Genomic DNA, 19,339 nt, shown 5'->3' on the forward strand with positions numbered 1-19,339 from the left:
CCTGTTTCTCGCTGATGTACTCGATTCAAACTGTGGGAGCGAGCCTGCTCGCGAAAGCGGTTTGTCTGACACCTTGAATGTTGAATGTTGAATGTGCCGAAGCCCTCGCGGTGGGGCTCGCTCCGGGAAGATCAGCTGCGTGACGGGGCCTGGTGGATTTCGTAATTATCCAGCACCCGGTTCACCGCCAGTTCCGCCAGCATGATCACCTGCTGGATGGCCAGTATGGTGTGCCGCTGTGGGCTGTCGACGTGGGCGGCGATGTCGCTGCTCATGATGCTCGCCGAGGCGAGGGATTCGCAGGCGTGGGCCAGCAGGCTTTCGTTGTCCTGGTCCGGGGCGACCTGGAACATGGTGCTGGGTTTGTGGCTTTGCTGCGCGGTGGTGGCCGGTTTGAGGTAGTGATCCAGCGCACGCTCGGCGGCGTCGTGGAGTTTCGTTGAGTCGGGGGATTGGTAGGGTGAGGTGCTTGCGGATTCGGGGGGATTGGGTGTGGGTTTGAACATGGTGAAACTCCATTCGGGAAGTGGAGTTCGCCACTGACTGCGACCAAGCAATCGGGTGGCGAACCGTACGCGGGTTGGTCGACCAGGGAATGGAAACCCGGCAGGGCCGAGGCCCTCCCACGCACAGCTCGCCATTAAGCATGCTTAAAAATGTGCGCCATTCTAAACCCGGACGACCAAGCCCGGTCGCTGATTCGTCAGCAACCACCAGATCCTAGCCAGCGCTCTTCCGACGGACAACCTGCAAACCCTGTCGGAAAGTTCCTTGAAAACACCGCGATGTAGGAGTTGCCGCAGGCTGCGATCCGTTGATTTTTAAACAGCAAAATCAAAAGATCGCAGCCTCGTTGCACTCGTCAACTCCTACACGAAGTCAGCGGTGTTTAAAGTCAGGTGGCGACGCGCGCGCCAGCCAGACTCCCGCTCAACTCATACGCAACCAGTTCCGCCTGATGCGCCGCCAATATCTCCGGCAACGATCCGCGCAAATATTCCACCCAGGTTTTGATCTTGGCATCCAGGTACTGCCGCGACGGGTAGATCGCGTAGAGGTTGAGTTCCTGCGAGCGGTAGTTGGGCATCACGCGCACCAGAGTGCCGTTGCGCAGGCCTTCGATGGCGGCGTAGACCGGTAGCACGCCGACGCCCATGCCGCTGGTGATCGCGGTTTTCATGGCGTCGGCGGAGTTCACCAGGAATGGTGAGCTGTTGATGGTCACTGTTTCCTGGCCGTCCGGGCCGTCGAAGGCCCATTTTTCCAGGGGTATCACCGGGCTGACCAGGCGCAGGCAGGCGTGGTTGAGCAGGTCGCTGGGTTTTTGCGCGGCGCCGTTGGCTTTTACGTAGGCCGGCGAGGCGCAGACGATGCTGTAGGTGATGCCCAGGCGTTGCGAAACGAAGCCGGAATCGGGCAGTTCGCTGGCCAGCACGATGGACACGTCGTAGCCCTCGTCGAGCAGGTCCGGCACGCGGTTGGCCAGGGTCAGGTCGAAGGTCACGTCGGGGTGGGTCTTGCGGTAGCGGGCGATGGCGTCGATGACGAAGTGCTGGCCGATGCCGGTCATGGTGTGCACTTTCAGCTGGCCGGCCGGGCGCGCGTGGGCGTCGCTGGCTTCCGCTTCGGCTTCTTCGACGTAGGCGAGGATCTGTTCGCAGCGCAGCAGGTAGCGTTTGCCGGCCTCGGTCAGGGCGATGCGCCGGGTCGTGCGATTGAGCAGGCGGGTTTGCAGGTGGGCTTCCAGGTTGGAGACCGCGCGCGAGACGTTGGCGGTAGTGGTGTCCAGTTGCACGGCGGCGGCGGTGAAGCTGCCCGCTTCGGCAACACAACTGAAGGCGCGCATGTTTTGCAAAGTGTCCATGGGGTGCTCTCAAGGGAGATGGCAAATTGTGACACGAAGTTTCAGGGGCTGAGACCCCCGACCAAGGGATTATCTCGTTAACCGTAACAAAGATTCACAGAAATCCCAGCTTATCGCCGCAGAGGCAGCTCCATAGAATTGCGCCGATCCTGTGCCGGCGCTGCCGAAGGCTGCGGTCTTTTGATTTTGTTTTAAGGGAAGCAAGATCAAAAATCGCAGCCTGCGGCAGCTCCTGCACGGTCCTCGATCTATCCCTCTCTCAGGAATTCGCAGCTGTGCCGCGTCGCATCAACAGAGCGCTTTTGCCGCTCAGTGTTCTGGCTTTAACCCTGGCTCTCGGCGGCTGCATCTCTACCCAAGGCATTGCCCCTCACGGCGAGGCACTCGCGGCCGATTCACTGGCCACCGACGCTGCCATTGCCGAGGCCGCCAAAGACGCCCACTGGCCCAGCGCCCAATGGTGGCAGGCGTTTGGTGACGCGCAACTTGATCGCTGGATCGACCTCGCCGTGCAAGGCAGCCCGAGCATGGCCATGGCCGCTGCGCGGGTGCGTCAGGCCAAGGCCATGGCCGGTGTTGCCGAAGCGGCCGAGGCGTTGCAGATCAATGGCGAGTCGACCCTCAAGCGCCACAACTGGCCGACCGATCAGTTCTACGGCCCCGGCGAACTGGCCAATACCACCACATGGGACAACAACGCCGCGCTCGGCTTCAGCTACGCCCTCGATCTTTGGGGCCGCGAGCGCAATGCCAGTGAACGCGCGGTGGATCTGGCCCATGTGAGTGTGGCCGAGGCGCGCCTGGCGCAACTGGAACTGCAGAACAACATCGTCCGCGCCTACATCGAGCTGTCGCTGCATTACGCCCAGCGCGACATCGTTGCCGCAATGCTCAAACAGCAACAGCAGATTCTCGATCTGGCGCAGAAGCGTTTGAGCGGTGGCATCGGCACGCATTTCGAAGTCAGCCAAGCCGAAACGCCGTTGCCGGAAACCCATCGCCAACTCGATGCGCTGGACGAGGAAATTGCCCTGAGCCGCAACCAGATTGCTGCGCTGGCCGGCAAAGGGCCGGGCGCGGCGGCGCAACTGCAACGGCCGACGCTGTCCCTCGCGGCGCCGTTGAAGTTGCCCTCGGCATTGCCTGCCGAACTGCTCGGCCAGCGTCCGGACGTGGTCGCCAGTCGTTGGCAAGTGGCGGCGCAGGCGCGCGGCATCGATGTCGCCCACGGCGGTTTCTACCCCAACGTCGATCTGGTCGGCAGCCTCGGCTACATGGCCACTGGCGGCGGCGCGCTGGAGTTTCTGAGCGGCAAGAAACTCAACTACAACGTCGGCCCGGCGATCTCGTTGCCGATCTTCGACGGCGGTCGACTGCGTGGCGAATTGGGCGAAGCGGCGGCCGGTTATGACATCGCTGTGGCGCACTACAACCAGACCCTGATCAACGCGCTGAAGAACATTTCCGATCAGTTGATCCGCCGCGAGTCGATGGACAAGCAGCAGGAATTCGCTGCCGAATCCGTGGCCGCAGCGCAGAAGACTTACGACATCGCGATGATCGCCTACCAACGCGGCCTCACCGATTACCTCAACGTACTCAATGCGCAGACATTGCTGTTCAAACAGCAGCAAGTGCAGCAGCAGGTGCAGGCGGCGCGGTTGAGTGCGCATGCCGAGCTGGTGACTGCCTTGGGGGGCGGCCTCGGTGCGGGTGATGACGTGCCGACTGCCGAGCAGACCCAAGCCCCGAAAACCCCGGCGCTGCTGCGTTGAACACAGCATCCATTGTGGGAGCGAGCCTGCTCGCGAAGAGGGCGTATCAGTCAATGAACATGTTGCCTGACACGCTGCTTTCGCGAGCAGGCTCGCTCCCACAGGTTTCGAGTCCGCATTGCATGCCTGAGTATTTTCAATGACCTCCTTGCCCGCCCCTCTACGCTGGCTCCACTCCCTGGAATGGCGTCGCGGTTTTTTCGACTGGGCACGCAGCGATGGCGTGACCTGGGTGTATATCTTCAAGGTGTTGCTCGCCGCGTTTCTCACCCTGTGGCTGGCGATGCGGCTGGAACTACCGCAACCGCGTACGGCGATGATCACGGTGTTTATCGTCATGCAGCCGCAGAGCGGTCAGGTGTTCGCCAAGAGTTTCTATCGCTTGCTCGGCACGCTGGCCGGATCGGCGATGATGGTCACGCTGATCGCTTTGTTCGCGCAAAACACGGAGCTGTTTCTCGGCTCGCTGGCGATCTGGGTCGGCATCTGCTCGGCCGGTGCCGCACGTTGCCGCAACTTTCGCGCGTATGGCTTTGTGCTCGCCGGTTACACCGCAGCGATGGTCGGTCTGCCGGCGCTGGCGCACCCGGACGGCGCCTTTATGGCGGCGGTGTGGCGGGTGCTGGAGATCTCGCTGGGGATTCTCTGCTCGACGCTGATCAGCGCGGCGATTCTGCCGCAGACCGCCAGCGCGGCGATGCGCAATGCCTTGTATCAGCGCTTCGGTGTGTTCGCCCTGTTCGTCACCGACGGCCTGCGCGGGCGCAGCAAAGCCGAGGCGTTCGAAGCCAGCAACGTGCGCTTCATTGCCGAAGCTGTCGGCCTGGAAGGGCTGCGCAGTGTGACCGTGTTCGAAGACCCGCACATGCGCCGGCGCAACGGCCGCCTGAGCCGATTGAACAGCGAGTTCATGGGCATCACCACGCGCTTCAACGCCTTGCATCAATTGCTTGAACGCCTGCGCGGCAATGGCGAAGAGCATGTCGTAGGGGCGATCAAACCGGGCTTGCAGGACCTCGCCGAAGTGCTCGACGGCTTCAGCGGTCGCGCCCTGACCAGCCCCGATGCGGCACGTTTGGCGACCGCGTTGGCCACCTACAAGGAAGGTCTGCCAGCACGTGTCCGAACCCTGCGCGGGATCTTTCAGGACACCGGTCCGAGCGAAGCCGAACAACTGGATTTCCACACCGCCTACGAATTGCTCTACCGCTTCGTCGATGACCTGCACAGCTATGCGCAGACCCATGCGTCTCTGGCCGAGCACCGCCACGAACGCGAGCGCTGGGACGAGCCCTTCACCCCGCAAACCAACTGGTGGGCCGCAGCCGCGTCGGGAATTCGTGCCTCGTTCATCCTGATTGTGTTGGGCAGTTATTGGGTCGCCACCGCGTGGCCGAGCGGGGCGACCATGACCCTGATCGCCGCCGCCACCGTCGGCCTTTCCGCCGCCACGCCCAACCCCAAACGCATGGCCTTTCAAATGGCCTGCGGCACGTTTCTCGGCGCACTGATCGGCTTCGTCGAGATGTTTTTCATCTTCCCGCTGATCGACGGTTTCCCCTTGCTCTGTGTGATGCTCGCGCCGGTGATCGTGCTCGGTTCGTTCCTCGCTTCACGACCGCAATACGCCGGTGTCGGCCTCGGGTTGTTGATCTTTTTCAGCACCGGTTCAGTGCCGGACAATCTCACGATTTACAACCCCTACACCTTCATCAACGAACACATCGCCATGGTCATGGGCATGCTCGTCTGTGCGGCGGCGGGGGCGATCATTCTGCCGCCGAACAGTCGCTGGCTGTGGCAGCGCCTGGAGCAGGACTTGCGTGGGCAAGTGGTCTACGCGATCAGCGGCAAACTCAAGGGCCTGGCCTCGCGTTTCGAGAGCCGTACCCGCGATCTGCTGCATCAGGCGTATGGCCTCGCGGCAGGGCAACCGAAAGTGCAAAAAAGCCTGCTGCGCTGGATGTTCGTGGTGCTCGAAGTCGGCCACGCGATCATCGAATTGCGCAAGGAACAGGCGATCCTGCCGGTGCATCCGGCGTATGCCGAATCGCAGCCGTGGCGCCAGGCAATCCGCGTGATGGGGCGCGCGTTGGTGCGCCTGTTTTTGCAGGCGAACGCGAGCAATCTCGAACGCGCACTCGTGGCGGTCGATCACGCGATCAGCCGCGTCGCCGCCACCGACGAGCCGTTCGCGCCGCACTTCGATACCTCGGCGTTGCGCCGGGTGAAAAGCTACCTGCACTTCATCCGCACCTCGCTGCTCGACCCGCAATCACCCCTCGCCGAATTCGCTTCTGCCAGGCCCGAAGGACTTGCCCATGCCTCGTGAAATCGCCTTCCACGGCGTGTACATGCCGACCATGACCCTGATGTTTTTCATCGCTGCGGGACTGGCCTGGGCAGTTGACCGCTTCCTCTCGGGGTTCGACCTGTACCGTTTTTTCTGGCACCCGGCGCTGCTGCGTCTGAGCCTGTTTACCTGTCTGTTCGGCGCCATGGCGCTGACTGTCTACCGTTGAGAACATCTTGATGAAAAAGTTTTTCAGCCTGCTCGCGACCCTGCTGGTACTGGCCCTGGCGCTGTGGATCGGCCGCACGTTGTGGGAGCACTACATGAACACGCCGTGGACCCGCGATGGTCGCGTGCGTGCCGACATCATCAACGTCGCCGCCGACGTCACCGGCGAAGTGGTCGAAGTGCCGGTGCGCGACAACCAGTTGGTGAAGAAGGGCGATCTGCTGATGCGCATCGACCCCGAGCACTACCGCATCGCGGTCAAGCAGGCGCAGTCACTGGTGGCTTCGCGCAAGTCGACCTGGGAAATGCGCAAGGTCAACGCCCATCGCCGCGCCGACCTCGACAATCTGGTGATCTCCAAAGAGAACCGCGACGACGCCAGCAACATCGCCGACGCTGCGCTGGCCGATTACCAACACGCCCAGGCGCAATTGGAAGCCGCCGAACTCAACCTCAAACGCACCGAAGTGCGTGCGGCGGTGGACGGCTACGTGACCAACCTCAATGTGCATCGCGGCGACTACGCGCGCATTGGCGAGGCGAAGATGGCCGTGGTCGACATGAATTCATTTTGGGTTTACGGCTTTTTCGAAGAAACCAAACTGCCTCACGTCAAAGTGGGTGACCAAGCCGACATGCAATTGATGAGCGGCGAAGTGCTCAAGGGCCATGTCGAAAGCATTTCGCGCGGGATTTACGACCGCGACAACCCGGAAAGCCGCGAGCTGATTGCGGATGTGAACCCGACGTTCAACTGGGTGCGGTTGGCTCAGCGGGTGCCGGTAAGGATTCACATTGATGAGGTGCCGGCGGGGGTGTTGCTGGCGGCGGGAATTACTTGCACGGTAGTGGTGAAGCAGGACCTGGCAGATAATTGATCGACCGAGTCGCCCCTGGACCGGGCGACGCGGTTATGCTTCCAGCTACTGGGAAATGTTGTAGCGATACAGACAACCCAGAGGATTTTCTGGATTGATGTTGAGGGCAACAATCAATTTTCCAGGGTCCTGCTGATAATGAAGCCTGGAGAGAGAGTCGGTGGTCTCCTCGCGAGGGATGACGCCACCCGCGTCTGAAAAATCGGAGTTGTAGCCACCGCTGCGTGCTTTCACACAGGCAATATAATTGCCCTTCTCGTCTCCACCAGAAACTACGATGTTATCAGCGAAAGGAACATGGTCCGCCCAGTTGACTCGCCTGTCGCTGCCGAGATCTGCTGGAAGCGGCATGATATTCGGACTGCCGAAAACGTCGAAATCGGGCTTACCTTCTTCATCGAAGGCGATCAACATGCCGTATCGCTCACTCAAGGCGTTGCCCATGTTGGTGTAGCCGGATGCCGTGAACCTATTGGGGGCTCGCTGTCTCACAGTATTGAGTTCGGCACCCCTGGAGTTGTACCGGACTACCAGAATCCCGGGTCTTTCCGGGTGACCGAAATTCTCATGGGGCGCACCACTGTCTGAATTCAACATCACGACGAGACCGTCCGTGTTCACGTCGGGCTCGTATTTTTCGTAGCCTGCAAATAACAACAGCCCATTGTCGAGCACGCAACCGTCGCTGAGTGAGGTCGATGCATGCCGCAGCCTGTGCTTTATTTCAACTCGGCCATCTGTGCCGAATGCCTTTACGGGTGCTCCCTGCGCATCGAATTTGTACAGGTGCGCCCTGAGCACGTCAGGCGTGTGGTAATCAACGCCGACAATAATGCTGCCATCGGGTAACGCGAACACGAATGCCGGGCCTTTTTTCGTAAGCCGTTGTGTGTCTGGGGGATCGATGATGACTTGGCCATTGTCGCCAAAGCTGCTCACTCGATTGCCTTTGCTGTCGAGGCAGAGAATCGCGGGGCTAACCTCGCTCGACTTCCCATTGGTTGTGCTGCCCGCCATGAACAGCCGCCCATCGGCACCTTCTGCAATAGGCCCGCCAGAGGCCAGCTCATTGGCCAGGAACGAACCCATGACACGCCCTTCGACCCCAAACGCCAGGTCTACGGCACCCAAGTGGTTCAGCTTGGAAATGAAGAAGGAGCTATTGTCGAAGGTACTGGTAACCAGCAACGATTTATCGCGCAGCAGCGTCGATCCGGTGAGGGGCCGGGACTTCGCCGGGTCGTCCTGAAATATATCGTCAAGTTGAAGTTTGCCTTCACCGCTTCCCCATGTAGCGTCGATTGTTGCCCTGATGTTCGTGGCCTTCGTAGCGGTTGTCATATACGTCCCTGCGCGGTTGTCGTGAGGTCGGTTTACTCGCCGGGCTTTAACACAGCCTCAACACCGTTCACCTGGCTTGAACTCACGATAGGCCTTCCTTGAGAGGGCGCCTACTGTCAACTCTGACAGGTCGGGATACCGCTCGTCGCAACAACTGGGTATCAGAGCTTTGCGCGCAATCCGAAGCGCTTCATCAACGTCGATTCCAACAACCCTTTCGGCAACAACGCCGCCAGCAACGGCAACGCCCGGCTGCCGTTGCCGATGCGAACCAGCCGTGGCGGCTTGCTCTGCCGCACCGCTTTCAACAGCTCGGCAGCAAACTCACTGGCCGGGGTGGGTTTGTCCTGCGATGCCTTGGCGCGTGCCCGAATGCCTTCACGCAATGGAAACCACGGCGATTGCTCGTTGATCAATTGCTCGGCTTCATGTCCGGCATTCTTCGCAAAGCTCGATTCGATGGCGCCGGGCTGGACTTCCATCACACGAATGCCAAACGGTGCCAGTTCCATTCGCAAGGCATCGCTCAACGCGTGTACCGCCGCTTTCGAAGCGCAGTAGGCGCCGGCAAACGGCGTGACCAAAACACCTGACACGCTGCCGATATTCACCACCAGCCCCCTGGCCCGACGCAGCAGCGGAAACAACGCGCGGGTGACGCCGACAATCGAAAACACGTTGGTCTCGAACTGGCGCTGCATCGCCTGCACGCCGCCGTCGAGCAGCGGCCCCATCGCGCCGTAACCGGCGTTGTTGATCAGTACATCAAGGCCGCCATGTTGCTGGTTCAGACGCTCGGCGAGTTGTTCCAGCGCGGCGCCATCGTTGACGTCCAGCTGAATCGCGGTGAAACCGGCGGCGTTGAGCGCAGCGACGTCTTCAGTCTTGCGCGCACTGGCCCAGACTTCGTAGCCGGCGGCTTTGAACGCGTCGGCCAAGGCGCGGCCGATGCCGCTGGAACAACCGGTAATCAACGCAACGGGCATGGCGCATTCCTTGTGCAAAAAAGTCGGGGGAGGGGATCAGTCGGCAAAACTACCCTGCAAATGCTCGGCGCGAAACTCCAGGGTTTGCGGGCGATAGCCGGGACGCAGCGGCGGCAAGGGCAAACAATCTTCCCAGGTCGCGCCGGCCTGCAGTTCGCCGGGGCCGCGATAGCGCGGGGCGGTGTATTGATTGTCGGCCAGATTGACCGTATCGCCCGGCGCGTACGCGGCGATGCGCCAACGCAGTTCGGTCAGCGGCACATCGTTACCGTTGTTCATTTTCAATTGCAGTGGACGGTCGGCCGGGCATTGTTCGGGGGCATAGGCAATGCGCAGTTCCAGGCGCGCCAGTTGTTTGATTTCGCGGTTGTCCAGCCACACCACCCACATGGCTACGAAGCCGAGGCCGATGGCAGCGGCCACCGACACCGGCAAGGCCTTGGCCGGATAGCGCAGCAGCAGGATCAGCCAGGTGATGACCAGCAGGATGCCGATGAACATGCGGGAACGCTCCGTGAGTGAGCTTCATCCTACCGAAGGCGTCGCACAATGGATATTCGGAGCGGCAACAAGCCTGCCGTTGGTCGGGACTGTAATTTCTGACAGTAGGCATCCACGTCCGGGCTTGCTCTCATGCGCGAAGGGCACACTGGGACGTTGACGCACTATGGGCATCCACCACAATACGCCAACGCTTGCCGTGAACGATCCGCGCGGTTTGGCCATCCTCAACGTCAACTACTGGCGCGCCGATGCGGCGCTGGCAAGTGAGCCCCGAATCGAGCGGACGTTGCGGGACGTCGCCGGGCGTGTAGTCAAACAATGGGATGCGCGATTGTGGGCGTTGCAGGTGATCGATCCGCAAGCGCCCGCCAGCCTCACCACCACCCATGCCTTGAACGATATCGCGCTGCGCTCGGACAGTAGCGATGCGGGAGTTCAGGTCCGGTTGCCGGGTTTGGCCGGCCAGACGCTGTTCAACTGGGACAGCCGTGGCACATGCCGCGAGATTGCATACGATGACTTGCTGCGCCCTGTCGCGGTGTTCGAAGAAGGCACAGGCGTACCTCGCCGCTGCGCCGAGCGTTTTGCCTATGGCCGGCCCGGCTTTGGCGAGCCGCTGCGCAATCAGCTCGGTCAGTTGATCCGGCATGACGATCCGGCCGGTAGCGTCCTGTTCGAGCAATTCGCAATCACCGGCCAGTGTTGTGAAAACACCCGACACTTCGCGCTCGATCCGGTTGTGCCGGATTGGCCAGATGCTGACGTTGAGTGCAAGGTACCGCTGGAGTCCGAAGGGGCAACCACGCAATGGCGCTTTTCACCGCAGGGCTCCGTGCTGGAACAGGTGGATGCCGCTGGTCATCGGCAGGTATTCGCGCTGACTCACGACGGACGATTACGCGGGGTTGATCTACGGCTCAGGTATCAGACTTCAGACCATCCTGTGGTCAGTGATATTCGGTACAACGCCGAAGGTCAGGTCACCCAGGAGCTGGCAGGTAACGGCGTTCTGACCACGCTGAGCTACCGCCGTGAAGACGGCCGTCTGCTCATGCGTCATGCTCAGGATCAAGAGGGCAACGTTTGGCAGGACCTGTTGTATGCCTATGACCCGATGGGCAATGTGCTGAGCATCGAAGACCAGGCATTGCCGGTGCGCTGGTTCGCCAACCAGCGCATCGAGCCGGTCAGTCGCTACCGCTATGACAGCCTTTGCCAGTTGACTCACGCCACTGGCTGGGAGGCCGGCGCTGCCGGTGGCGGGCCGACCGCTGTCGCCAACTACAGCCAGAGTTATCGTTATGACGCCGCCGGCAATTTGCTCGAGCTGACTCACGTTGGCCCACAGAGTCCAGGTCATCAATTGCAGGCCGCGCGCTACAGCAATCGTTGCTTGCCGTGGCATGACGGTAAGCCGCCATCTGAGTCCCAGATCGCTGAGGCGTTCGATGCGCGAGGCAATTTGCTGTTGCTGGATCAAGGACGCCGGTTGCAGTGGAATCTGCGGAACCAGCTGAACTCGGTGGTGCTCGTGCTGCGCGTATCAGGCGCCGATGATTGTGAAAACTATCTCTACGACGGCGCCGGTCAGCGGGTATTGAAAACGCGTTCGTCACGCACGGCTGCGCGCAGTCTTCTTGCACAGGTGCGGTATCTGCCAGCGCTGGAGTTACGCACCGACACTGGCACCGGAGAAAGCCTGCAAGTGCTCACCGTGCAGACCGGACTCAACACCGTACGCGTCCTGCATTGGCAAAGCCCACCGCCGACCGGCCTGAATAATCTCTACCGATACAATTTCAATGATCACCTGGGTTCGATCAGTGTTGAGCTGGACGCCGATGCGCGGCTGATCAGCCGCGAGCATTTTTATCCGTTTGGCGCGACGGCGTGGGCCAAGGAGCCCGACGTCAGCTACAAGACCGCGCGCTATTCAGGGAAGGAACGTGATGCCACGGGGCTTTATTACTTTGGGTTTCGCTATTACGTGCCGTGGCTGCAACGCTGGTTGAATACCGATCCTGGCGGGGCGATCGACGGTCATAATCGCTATCGCGCGATGCGCAATAACCCAGTCACTTACAGAGACAGCGACGGGCGCAAGCCCGACAAGCATGCACCCGATCGGGTGTACCACGATCTTGCCGACCAGAAACTGGTCAATCCCGTGCAAGCCGCCGGCATGCAGCCAGTGCGCCGTTACTTCGAGAATGACCCCAATCCCGACGTCCAGGCCTATCGCCGCGAAATACCGGTAGCGCTGGCAGAGCTGGGAGCCCGGGACAACTCCGTGCTCAACACACATCAGGCACATGTCATTGCCGCCGCGCGGACGCACACCGCGCCACCTTCGGGGGCCGTGCTGTACCACTCCGGTGAATTCGTTTCTTCGACAATGAATCGGGTGTTGGGGGAGGAGACCACCAGCCGGATCATGGGACCCATGTCCGTTGCGTTCAACAGCCCTGTCGAAGAACCGCAAGTGCTTGCAGCCAGGCGCGGTGCCGTGGCCAAAGGCTTCCAGATCGGCGGAAATCTGCTGATGCACGCCGCTAACCCCGCAGTTCAGTTGGTGGGCTCACTGAGTGTGGCAATGGGCAATGCCATGCAGGTTTCCGAGGCTCAGACGCGGATCCAGTACAAACTGCTCAGCACACCCGTTGCCGTGCCTCTTGCCATCTCCTCGAACAGTCCGGCGGTCGACTTGCAGTCCTTCAATCGATCGACCCGGCGGCAGCCGTTGTTTGCAGAACCGGAATCAACACCGACACCGTTGGCCCAGCAACTGTTTGCAGCCGCGTTTACACAGGGTCCCGCGGGGCTGGCGCAGGGGACGGAAGGCGAGTCGGTCGATGAAGATTCACCGCTGGCGAGACGCCGCAATTCAGTCTTCGGCTAGACAAAAAAGCCCCCGCCCAGCCCGCTGCGGATAGGGAACGCAACGGGCTGGACGAGGGCTTCTCGTTTTAGTGATCGATTACTGCGCGATGGTCTTCACCGACACGCCGCGTTCGATCGGGGTGGAGCGGCCGTAGATATCTTCGAAACGCTCGATATCGTCTTCACCCAAGTACGAACCCGACTGCACTTCGATGATTTCCAGCGGGATCTTGCCCGGGTTGCGCAGGCGATGCACCGAGGCAATCGGGATGTAGGTCGACTGGTTTTCGGTGAGCAGGAACACGTTCTCGTCGCAGGTTACTTCGGCGGTGCCGCTGACCACGATCCAGTGTTCGGCGCGGTGGTGGTGCATCTGCAGCGACAGGCACGCGCCCGGCTTGACCGAGATGTGCTTGACCTGGAAACGCCCGCCCATGTCCACCGAGTCGTACGAGCCCCACGGACGATAGACTTCGCAGTGGTTCTGGGTTTCGCTGCGGCCCTGGGCGTTGAGGGTGTTGACCATCTGCTTGACGCCCTGGACCTTGTCCTTGTGGGCAATCATCATCGCGTCCTTGGTTTCGACCACGACGATGTTCTCCAGACCGATCACCGAGACAAGTTTGCCGTTGCCGTGGATCATGCAGTTCTTGCTGTCCTGGATGACCACGTCGCCTTTGCTGACGTTGCCGTTGGCGTCTTTCTCGTTGACTTCCCACAGCGACGACCAGCAGCCGACATCGCTCCAGCCGGCGGTCAGCGGCACCACGCAGGCGCGCTGGGTTTTTTCCATCACCGAGTAGTCGATGGAGTTGTCCGGGCAGCAGGCGAAGGTGGCTTCGTCGAAGGTGATGGTGTCAGCGTCCTGCTGGCTGCGCTCAAGGGTCAGCAGGCAGTTGTCGTAGATGTCCGGATCGTGCTTTTTCAGTTCTTCGAGGAAGCGGCTGGCGCGGAACAGGAACATGCCGCTGTTCCAGTAGTAACCGCCGGATTCGACGTACTCGGTGGCGCGCTTGACGTCCGGTTTTTCGACGAAGTGCGAGACGCGGCTGACGCCTTCGGGCAGCAGCGAATCAGCGGTGGATTTGATGTAGCCGTAGCCGGTTTCCGGTTTGGTCGCCGGTACGCCGAACAGGACCATCTCGCCGTTCTCGGCTGCGACAGTCGCCAGGGCCAGCGCACGTTGCAGGGCTTTCTGGTCTTCCAGCACGTGGTCGGCCGGCAGCACCAGCATCAGTTCGTCGCGGCCTTCATTGACCAGCATCATCGCGGTCAGGGCCACGGCCGGCGACGTGTTGCGGCCGAACGGTTCCATCAGGATGCGCTGGCATTCCAGATTGCGTGCGGCCAGTTGCTCGTTGACGATGAAACGGTGTTCCTTGTTGCAGACCACGATCGGCGTGTCCATGCCTTCGAACACCAGGCGCTCGAGGGTTTGCTGGAACAGTGTGTGTTCGCCGGTCAGAGCGAGGAATTGCTTGGGGAATTGCTTGCGCGAAAGAGGCCACAGACGCGAACCGCTACCACCTGACAAGATCACCGGAATCATAATGTTTACTCCATAAAATCAATTTGGTTAGAGCCCTGTGGGAGCGAGCCTGCTCGCGATGGCGATGGCTCAGTCGACATTGATGTTGCATGTCAGACCGTATTCGCGAGCAGGCTCGCTCCCACAAGGGGTACTGCGTCAGTTCACAAAAGGATTAGCGAGTCGACACCGGGCGTTTCACCCAGACTGGCGACAGGTTGCTGCCGTTGCCGGTGACGTACAGCACGGCTGCCTCACCACGCTCCAGAGCGACCGGTTTCACGTCGCCGACTTTCTTGTCGCCTTCGTACAGCGCCAGGCTGACTTTCACCGGGTTGATTTCACGTTCGCCACGGCCCTTGGCTGCCACGTTCGGCACCACTTCGGTCTTGCCGTCGGCGGTCTTCAGGGTCAGCGGTTTGTCGCTGAGGTTCTGTACACGAACCAGGGATTTCTGCTTGTTCTTGAACGGCGGCTCTTCGATCAGTTGTGGCGCGCCGGAAGCGTTGTTGACCAGGGTGTAGTAGTGGTCACCAGCGAGTTTGACCGGCAGGGTCTGGCTACCAACCTTGGCGCTGTAATCGCCGCCCGGCATGAAGCTGAAGTCGCTGCTGGCCAGTGGCGCGATGTCGCTCAGGTTGGTGCTGCCGACAGTGGCGCTGACTTCAGCGTTGCTGGCGTTGTAGACACGCACGAAGGTCGAGCCTTTCGGAGCGGTCGGGCCGTACAGCGCGGCGTCGCCACCGGCGAAGGCTGGGACGGAAAGTACGCTGAGGCCAGCAACCAGTGCGAAGCTTTTAGCGAGACGACGAGGAGTAGTAGTGAAAGTCATGGTGTACCTCTCTTTCAGTTTTGCGCCCGATCGGGCGTCTCGGATTTAGTGTTGATGGCTACGTTTTGTTGGCGGGCGCCGGCTTGTTTGAGCTCTGCGACCCACTGCGGGTCGGCGTCGCCGATTTCGTTGTTCACAGGCAGATATCGTTCAGGAAACTCCCAGATCAGCACTTGTGGCGGGCTGTTCTTGAAGTCATCGCTTTTCAGGTAGCTGAGCATCGGCAGAATCGGGCCATGGCCGTCTTCGGCGTAGTTGACGACGTCGCTGTGCAGCGCTTGTTTGAGCGCACCGACGAAGTTCCAGTTGGGGTTGGCGCTGTAGCTGGTGCCGATCAGCGCGACCGGTACTTCGCTGTTGGCGAACAGGGCGTCGTCACCGGCAGGCTGCTCGGCGGCAACGGTGTTGCGTTTAAGCAGTGGCTCAGGCGCCGGCATCATGTTTTCGAACAGCGGATCGAGCGGCAGGAACAGACGCAGATCGCCCTTGTGCGTGACCTTCTCTGCTGGCGTGGTAACGAAGCGCTGTGGCTCGCCGCTCAGCGGGAATTTCTCGGCAATGGTTTTCGCCAGCGTGTTGGCGGCGATCTCGGCGCCTTCCGGCGTCCAGTGGGTGTCGGTGCGCAGGAACACTTGCTGACCGTTCTGCTTGGCCTGTTGCAGCGGGCCGAGCAGGTCAGGGGCGAGGATCTTGTCGGCCGCGACACGGGCGTGGAAATCCTGATACAGGTTCTGGTGAATGCTCGAAGGCTTCACTTCATCCAGATGCTCCGGATACAGACGCACCTTGGCCGGGACGATCGCCATCACCAGTTTCACGCCTTTCTCTTTCAGGGTCTGGCGCACGCCTTCGACCAGCGCGTAGTTGCCTTGCAGGTTCTGCTGTTCGTTGACGATCGGGTTGAATTCTTCATCGCTGTACAACCACTGGTCGCGGCCGAGCACAACGCCCGGACGACCTTCGTTGAACAGTTTGAAATCCAGCGCGGCCCAGAGGTTGGTGCCCAGACGCTTGATCGGGAATTCATCGTCGTAGTGGGTTTCCACCGCCTTGGTCCAGCGGCCATTGAGCACCGTCGCGTCGGCGTTGGTGCTGAAGCCGAAGAAGCTGCGAATCGACCAAAGACCGAGGACCAACAACGTCACCAGGAACAGGGCGATGTAGAAGATGCGTAATGAGCGGGTCATGTCAGATCCCTCAGAACTGGAAGTAAAGGAACGGCGAGAAGCTTTGCGCCGAGAGTTTGAGAATCGAGGCGATGAACAGCAGCAGGATCAGCCCGCGCATCACGTAGCGCGACCAGTCAGCGGTCCAGTAAGCCGGTTGCACCTGGGCTTCGACGCCGACGGTGTAGCCAGGTTCGTGGATGCTCGCCGGATTTTCCCCAGGCGCTGCCTTGATCATTCCCGGCGTCGCCGTGGCAGGGCCATCGGCCTCGACGTTGACTTCCGGTTTGGTCTTGGCTGGCGGCTGATTGGTGTACAGATCACGCAGGCCGAAGAACGCCAGGGTCACGTAAGCCACCACCAGGGTTGCCACTTGCAGACCGGTGAGGCTGGCCTGATTGAGTTCCGACAGCGACCAGTCGCCGAAGCTGAACATTGCACCGTACATGCGCCCGGCAACGTGCAGGTTCTCGGCACGGAAGATCACCCAGCCCATGACTACCAGCAGGAAAGTCAGTGCCCAGCGGATCGGGTTGAGGCTGCGCGGCGATGTGTTCAGGCCGAGCATTTTTTCGATCGCCAGCCACATGCCGTGCCAGGCGCCCCAGATGATGTAAGTGATGTTCGCGCCGTGCCACAGACCACCGAGCAGCATGGTCAGGAACAGGTTGCGATAGGTCATCAGCGTGCCTTTACGGTTACCGCCGAGGGTGATGTACAGGTAGTCACGCAGCCAGGTGGACAGGCTGATGTGCCAGCGGCGCCAGAACTCGGTGATCGACTGGCTGATGTACGGCTGTTTGAAGTTTTCCATGAAGCGGAAACCCATCATCAAGCCCAGACCGATGGCCATGTCGCTGTAACCGGAGAAGTCGAAATACAGCTGCGCGGTGTACGCCAGCGCACCGAGCCAGGCATCACCCGTGGTCGGGTTCTGCAGGGCGAAGCAATGGTCGGCGACCACGGCGAGGGTGTCGGCGATGAAGACCTTCTTGATGAAACCCTGCATGAACCGCGTGCAGCCCTCGGAGAATTTGTCGAGGGTGTGCGTGCGGTTGTTGAACTGATCGGCGAGGTCGCGAAAACGCAGGACCGGGCCGGCAATCAGGTGCGGGAAGATCGCCACGAATGCTGCGAAGTCGATCAGGTTGCGCGTGGCCGGAGTGTCGCCACGGTACACGTCGATGATGTAGCTGATCGATTCGAAGATGTAGAACGAAATACCGATCGGCAGCAGCACGTGGGTGAGGATGAACGGCTCGAGACCGAACGAAGTCATGATCTCGTTGATGCTGTCGACACCGAAGTTGGCGTACTTGAAGTAGCCGAGGATGCACAGGTCGACGGCCACGCCGAGCAGCAGCCAGCGCTGCGCCGGTTTGGTTCGCACGCCGGCAGCACCGACCTTGAGGCCGATCCAGTAGTTCCACAGCGTGACCGCTGCGAACAGCGCGAGGAAGTCCACTCGCCACCAGGCGTAGAACACGTAGCTGGCGATCAGCAGCAGCAGGTTGCGATAGCGTTGCCCGCTCAGGTAGTACAAGCCGAGAAAGATCGGCAAGAACAGAAACAGGAACACGTTGGATGAAAATACCATCCCGATCTCTCCATGTTTGAATCAACAGTCAAGGGCCAAAGCCCCCCCAAACCCCCCGTGATAGTGGAGGGGTGACACAGTGTTCGCTTGAGGTCGGAGCTGGCCGTCAGACCGCGCCCCTCACCCCCCGCCCTCTCCCGGAGGGAGAGGGAGCCTGATCTCCATGGTTTTCAAAAATGGGGATCGACCCGGTATTGCCTTGCAGCCTGATCTCACTGCTTTTCAAAGCCCGAGATCGACTCGATATTTCTTTTGCCGCAGTCCGCACTACCACCTCGGTCAGTTCCCTCTCCCTCCGGGAGAGGGCTAGGGTGAGGGGCTTTTGCTCTTCGCCTTTCAGGAACCCTTGTTGCCCTTTTCATGCGACGGGTCGTAGACCTTGGTCAGGTCGCCGCCAAGACGGAAGGTCTTGAACGGTTGCATGTCGCGCTTCTTCTCGATCACATCCGGCGCACAGGTGTAGAGCGTGCAGAACGGTTCGAGCCAGGCGAATTTCATGTCCTCTTTCAGGTCGGTCATGTCCTGCTTTTTGCCGTTCTTTTCCTCGAACTCATCAGGGTCCTTGACGCCGGCCAACACGCGATCACCCAGACGCTTCAGTGCGCCATTGTTTTCCTGACGCAGATCGACACCGTTGACCTGGGCGAAACTGGCGATCATCGCCAGCGGCGGCAGGGCGTAGTTGTGATAGGCGAGGGCGCGTTGCTGGCGCTTGAGTTCGTTAGGCAGGAAGCCGTCGGCGTCGACCTGGTTGACGCCAACCTTGTATTCCTTCACCGCCCAATCAAACAGGTCGCGGCGGTTGGTGGCGACGGCGGTCGCCATCACCGACCAGGCGGCCCAGTACGAGTGGTTGTTGGTTTTTTCCAGCGGCAGGTTGTCCCAGTCGCTGACCACCTGATCAGCCATTTTGCTGAACCAGGCTTCGATCAACTGCGCTTCCTGCTGGTGCTGGGCCAGTGGATGCGAGTCGGAGAACTTCAGGCGAATGTACGACGAGGCCATGCTGCCCAGCGCCCATTTGCGCATCGACTTGCCGGTGTGGTTGAAGTCTTTGGACATCAACGCGTCAGCCTTGGCCCACGCGGTCAGCCAGTTGAGCGTGCATTCGAGCTGCTCCGGGCGACCGTCGCGCATGAACTGCATGACGCGCTTGGCGGTGCCGCGTTCCAGCGTGGTGATGTCTTTGGTGGTGTCACGAAAGGCTTTTTCCGACTGCACGTTCAGCGTCGCGCGGGCCTTGTCCGAACCTTCGTATTTGCTGCGAAATTGCAGCGGACCGGTGTATGGCGCCGGCATCGCGTCGCAGCCATCGCTGTTGTCGCCGGTCTTGAATTTATCCACCGGGGCGAAGTAGCCCTGCGGTGGACGCAATGGCGCGGCAGCCTGAGTTGCCCCGGCGAACATCGCCAGGCTCAGGAGTGTCGGTGCCAACAGGTTTTTCAGTTTCGGATTTCGCATAGCAGA

15 protein-coding genes are annotated in these 19,339 nt (G+C 60.7%); 5 read left to right on the forward strand and 10 right to left on the reverse strand.

From position 1 onward, the window contains the following. Window positions 1-131 precede the first annotated feature (131 nt). Together V8J63_RS24615 and V8J63_RS24620 are read right to left on the reverse strand one after the other, a co-directional pair. Window positions 132-506 carry a DUF6124 family protein gene (locus V8J63_RS24615; protein WP_336464770.1) on the reverse strand — a complete coding sequence of 125 codons (375 nt, stop codon included), beginning with the start codon at window positions 504-506 and terminating at the stop codon, window positions 132-134. Between the two features lie 389 nt (window positions 507-895). Further along, entirely contained in the window at window positions 896-1,864 is a 969-nt protein-coding gene (locus tag V8J63_RS24620) for a LysR family transcriptional regulator (RefSeq protein WP_024011667.1), read from the reverse strand. 275 nt (window positions 1,865-2,139) lie between these two features. Here V8J63_RS24620 and V8J63_RS24625 point away from each other — a divergent pair, with 275 nt between their 5' ends. The 4 genes from V8J63_RS24625 (at window position 2,140) to V8J63_RS24640 (ending at window position 7,038) form a co-directional block, all read left to right on the forward strand. After that, window positions 2,140-3,639, forward strand: a complete 1,500-nt coding sequence (locus V8J63_RS24625; RefSeq protein WP_336464771.1) for an efflux transporter outer membrane subunit — start codon at window positions 2,140-2,142, stop codon at window positions 3,637-3,639. A 139-nt stretch (window positions 3,640-3,778) separates the two neighbouring features. Next, window positions 3,779-5,971: an FUSC family protein gene (locus V8J63_RS24630; protein WP_336464772.1), complete on the forward strand. Its 2,193-nt coding sequence runs from the start codon at window positions 3,779-3,781 to the stop codon at window positions 5,969-5,971. Then, on the forward strand, window positions 5,961-6,161 hold the full coding sequence (locus V8J63_RS24635) for a DUF1656 domain-containing protein (protein WP_016771611.1): 201 nt from the start codon (window positions 5,961-5,963) through the stop codon (window positions 6,159-6,161). Before V8J63_RS24630 ends, V8J63_RS24635 begins: the two co-directional genes overlap by 11 nt. A 10-nt stretch (window positions 6,162-6,171) precedes the next feature. Further along, complete coding sequence (locus V8J63_RS24640) at window positions 6,172-7,038, forward strand: efflux RND transporter periplasmic adaptor subunit (protein ID WP_073473686.1); 867 nt, start codon at window positions 6,172-6,174, stop codon at window positions 7,036-7,038. 45 nt (window positions 7,039-7,083) lie between these two features. On the opposite strand, the gene V8J63_RS24645 is transcribed toward V8J63_RS24640, so the two are convergent. The 3 genes from V8J63_RS24645 to V8J63_RS24655 form a co-directional block, all read right to left on the reverse strand. Further along, the gene (locus V8J63_RS24645; RefSeq protein ID WP_336464773.1) at window positions 7,084-8,379 is read right to left on the reverse strand and encodes a hypothetical protein; all 1,296 of its coding nucleotides are present in this window, start codon (window positions 8,377-8,379) and stop codon (window positions 7,084-7,086) included. A gap of 161 nt (window positions 8,380-8,540) precedes the next feature. After that, window positions 8,541-9,365, reverse strand: coding sequence for an SDR family oxidoreductase (locus V8J63_RS24650; RefSeq protein ID WP_125927506.1), 825 nt, complete (start codon window positions 9,363-9,365; stop codon window positions 8,541-8,543). A gap of 36 nt (window positions 9,366-9,401) precedes the next feature. Then, on the reverse strand, window positions 9,402-9,866 hold the full coding sequence (locus V8J63_RS24655; RefSeq protein WP_071174448.1) for a multidrug transporter: 465 nt from the start codon (window positions 9,864-9,866) through the stop codon (window positions 9,402-9,404). A 166-nt stretch (window positions 9,867-10,032) separates the two neighbouring features. Between V8J63_RS24655 and V8J63_RS24660 the strand changes: the two genes are divergently transcribed. Next, window positions 10,033-12,768: an RHS repeat domain-containing protein gene (locus V8J63_RS24660; protein ID WP_336464774.1), complete on the forward strand. Its 2,736-nt coding sequence runs from the start codon at window positions 10,033-10,035 to the stop codon at window positions 12,766-12,768. A gap of 78 nt (window positions 12,769-12,846) precedes the next feature. Here the strand turns inward: V8J63_RS24660 and V8J63_RS24665 are convergent, their stop codons facing one another. The 5 genes from V8J63_RS24665 to V8J63_RS24685 form a co-directional block, all read right to left on the reverse strand. Then, on the reverse strand, window positions 12,847-14,298 hold the full coding sequence (locus tag V8J63_RS24665) for a mannose-1-phosphate guanylyltransferase/mannose-6-phosphate isomerase (protein ID WP_130887020.1): 1,452 nt from the start codon (window positions 14,296-14,298) through the stop codon (window positions 12,847-12,849). Between the two features lie 154 nt (window positions 14,299-14,452). Next, complete coding sequence (locus V8J63_RS24670) at window positions 14,453-15,109, reverse strand: alginate O-acetyltransferase AlgF (protein WP_016771605.1); 657 nt, start codon at window positions 15,107-15,109, stop codon at window positions 14,453-14,455. Between the two features lie 14 nt (window positions 15,110-15,123). Continuing rightward, complete coding sequence (locus V8J63_RS24675; RefSeq protein ID WP_016771604.1) at window positions 15,124-16,296, reverse strand: alginate O-acetyltransferase; 1,173 nt, start codon at window positions 16,294-16,296, stop codon at window positions 15,124-15,126. Window positions 16,297-16,306: 10 nt separating this feature from the next. Then, window positions 16,307-17,872, reverse strand: a complete 1,566-nt coding sequence (locus tag V8J63_RS24680) for an MBOAT family O-acyltransferase (RefSeq protein ID WP_024011674.1) — start codon at window positions 17,870-17,872, stop codon at window positions 16,307-16,309. A gap of 336 nt (window positions 17,873-18,208) precedes the next feature. Then, window positions 18,209-19,333, reverse strand: a complete 1,125-nt coding sequence (locus tag V8J63_RS24685) for a mannuronate-specific alginate lyase (protein WP_123418168.1) — start codon at window positions 19,331-19,333, stop codon at window positions 18,209-18,211. Window positions 19,334-19,339: the final 6 nt, after the last annotated feature.

The organism is Pseudomonas sp. CCNWLW23 (assembly GCF_037095675.1).
Lineage (GTDB): Bacteria > Pseudomonadota > Gammaproteobacteria > Pseudomonadales > Pseudomonadaceae > Aquipseudomonas > Aquipseudomonas atacamensis.

Bases quoted from the DNA above. Each gene is read 5' to 3' on its own strand.
- V8J63_RS24615 (WP_336464770.1), bottom strand. From the start codon at position 506: ATGTTCAAACCCACACCCAATCCCCCCGAATCCGCAAGCACCTCACCC.
- V8J63_RS24685 (WP_123418168.1), bottom strand. From the start codon at position 19,333: ATGCGAAATCCGAAACTGAAAAACCTGTTGGCACCGACACTCCTGAGC.
- V8J63_RS24665 (WP_130887020.1), bottom strand. From the start codon at position 14,298: ATGATTCCGGTGATCTTGTCAGGTGGTAGCGGTTCGCGTCTGTGGCCT.
- V8J63_RS24670 (WP_016771605.1), bottom strand. From the start codon at position 15,109: ATGACTTTCACTACTACTCCTCGTCGTCTCGCTAAAAGCTTCGCACTG.
- V8J63_RS24620 (WP_024011667.1), bottom strand. From the start codon at position 1,864: ATGGACACTTTGCAAAACATGCGCGCCTTCAGTTGTGTTGCCGAAGCG.
- V8J63_RS24675 (WP_016771604.1), bottom strand. From the start codon at position 16,296: ATGACCCGCTCATTACGCATCTTCTACATCGCCCTGTTCCTGGTGACG.
- V8J63_RS24630 (WP_336464772.1), top strand. From the start codon at position 3,779: ATGACCTCCTTGCCCGCCCCTCTACGCTGGCTCCACTCCCTGGAATGG.
- V8J63_RS24660 (WP_336464774.1), top strand. From the start codon at position 10,033: ATGGGCATCCACCACAATACGCCAACGCTTGCCGTGAACGATCCGCGC.
- V8J63_RS24655 (WP_071174448.1), bottom strand. From the start codon at position 9,866: ATGTTCATCGGCATCCTGCTGGTCATCACCTGGCTGATCCTGCTGCTG.
- V8J63_RS24645 (WP_336464773.1), bottom strand. From the start codon at position 8,379: ATGACAACCGCTACGAAGGCCACGAACATCAGGGCAACAATCGACGCT.
- V8J63_RS24680 (WP_024011674.1), bottom strand. From the start codon at position 17,872: ATGGTATTTTCATCCAACGTGTTCCTGTTTCTGTTCTTGCCGATCTTT.
- V8J63_RS24640 (WP_073473686.1), top strand. From the start codon at position 6,172: ATGAAAAAGTTTTTCAGCCTGCTCGCGACCCTGCTGGTACTGGCCCTG.
- V8J63_RS24635 (WP_016771611.1), top strand. From the start codon at position 5,961: ATGCCTCGTGAAATCGCCTTCCACGGCGTGTACATGCCGACCATGACC.
- V8J63_RS24650 (WP_125927506.1), bottom strand. From the start codon at position 9,365: ATGCCCGTTGCGTTGATTACCGGTTGTTCCAGCGGCATCGGCCGCGCC.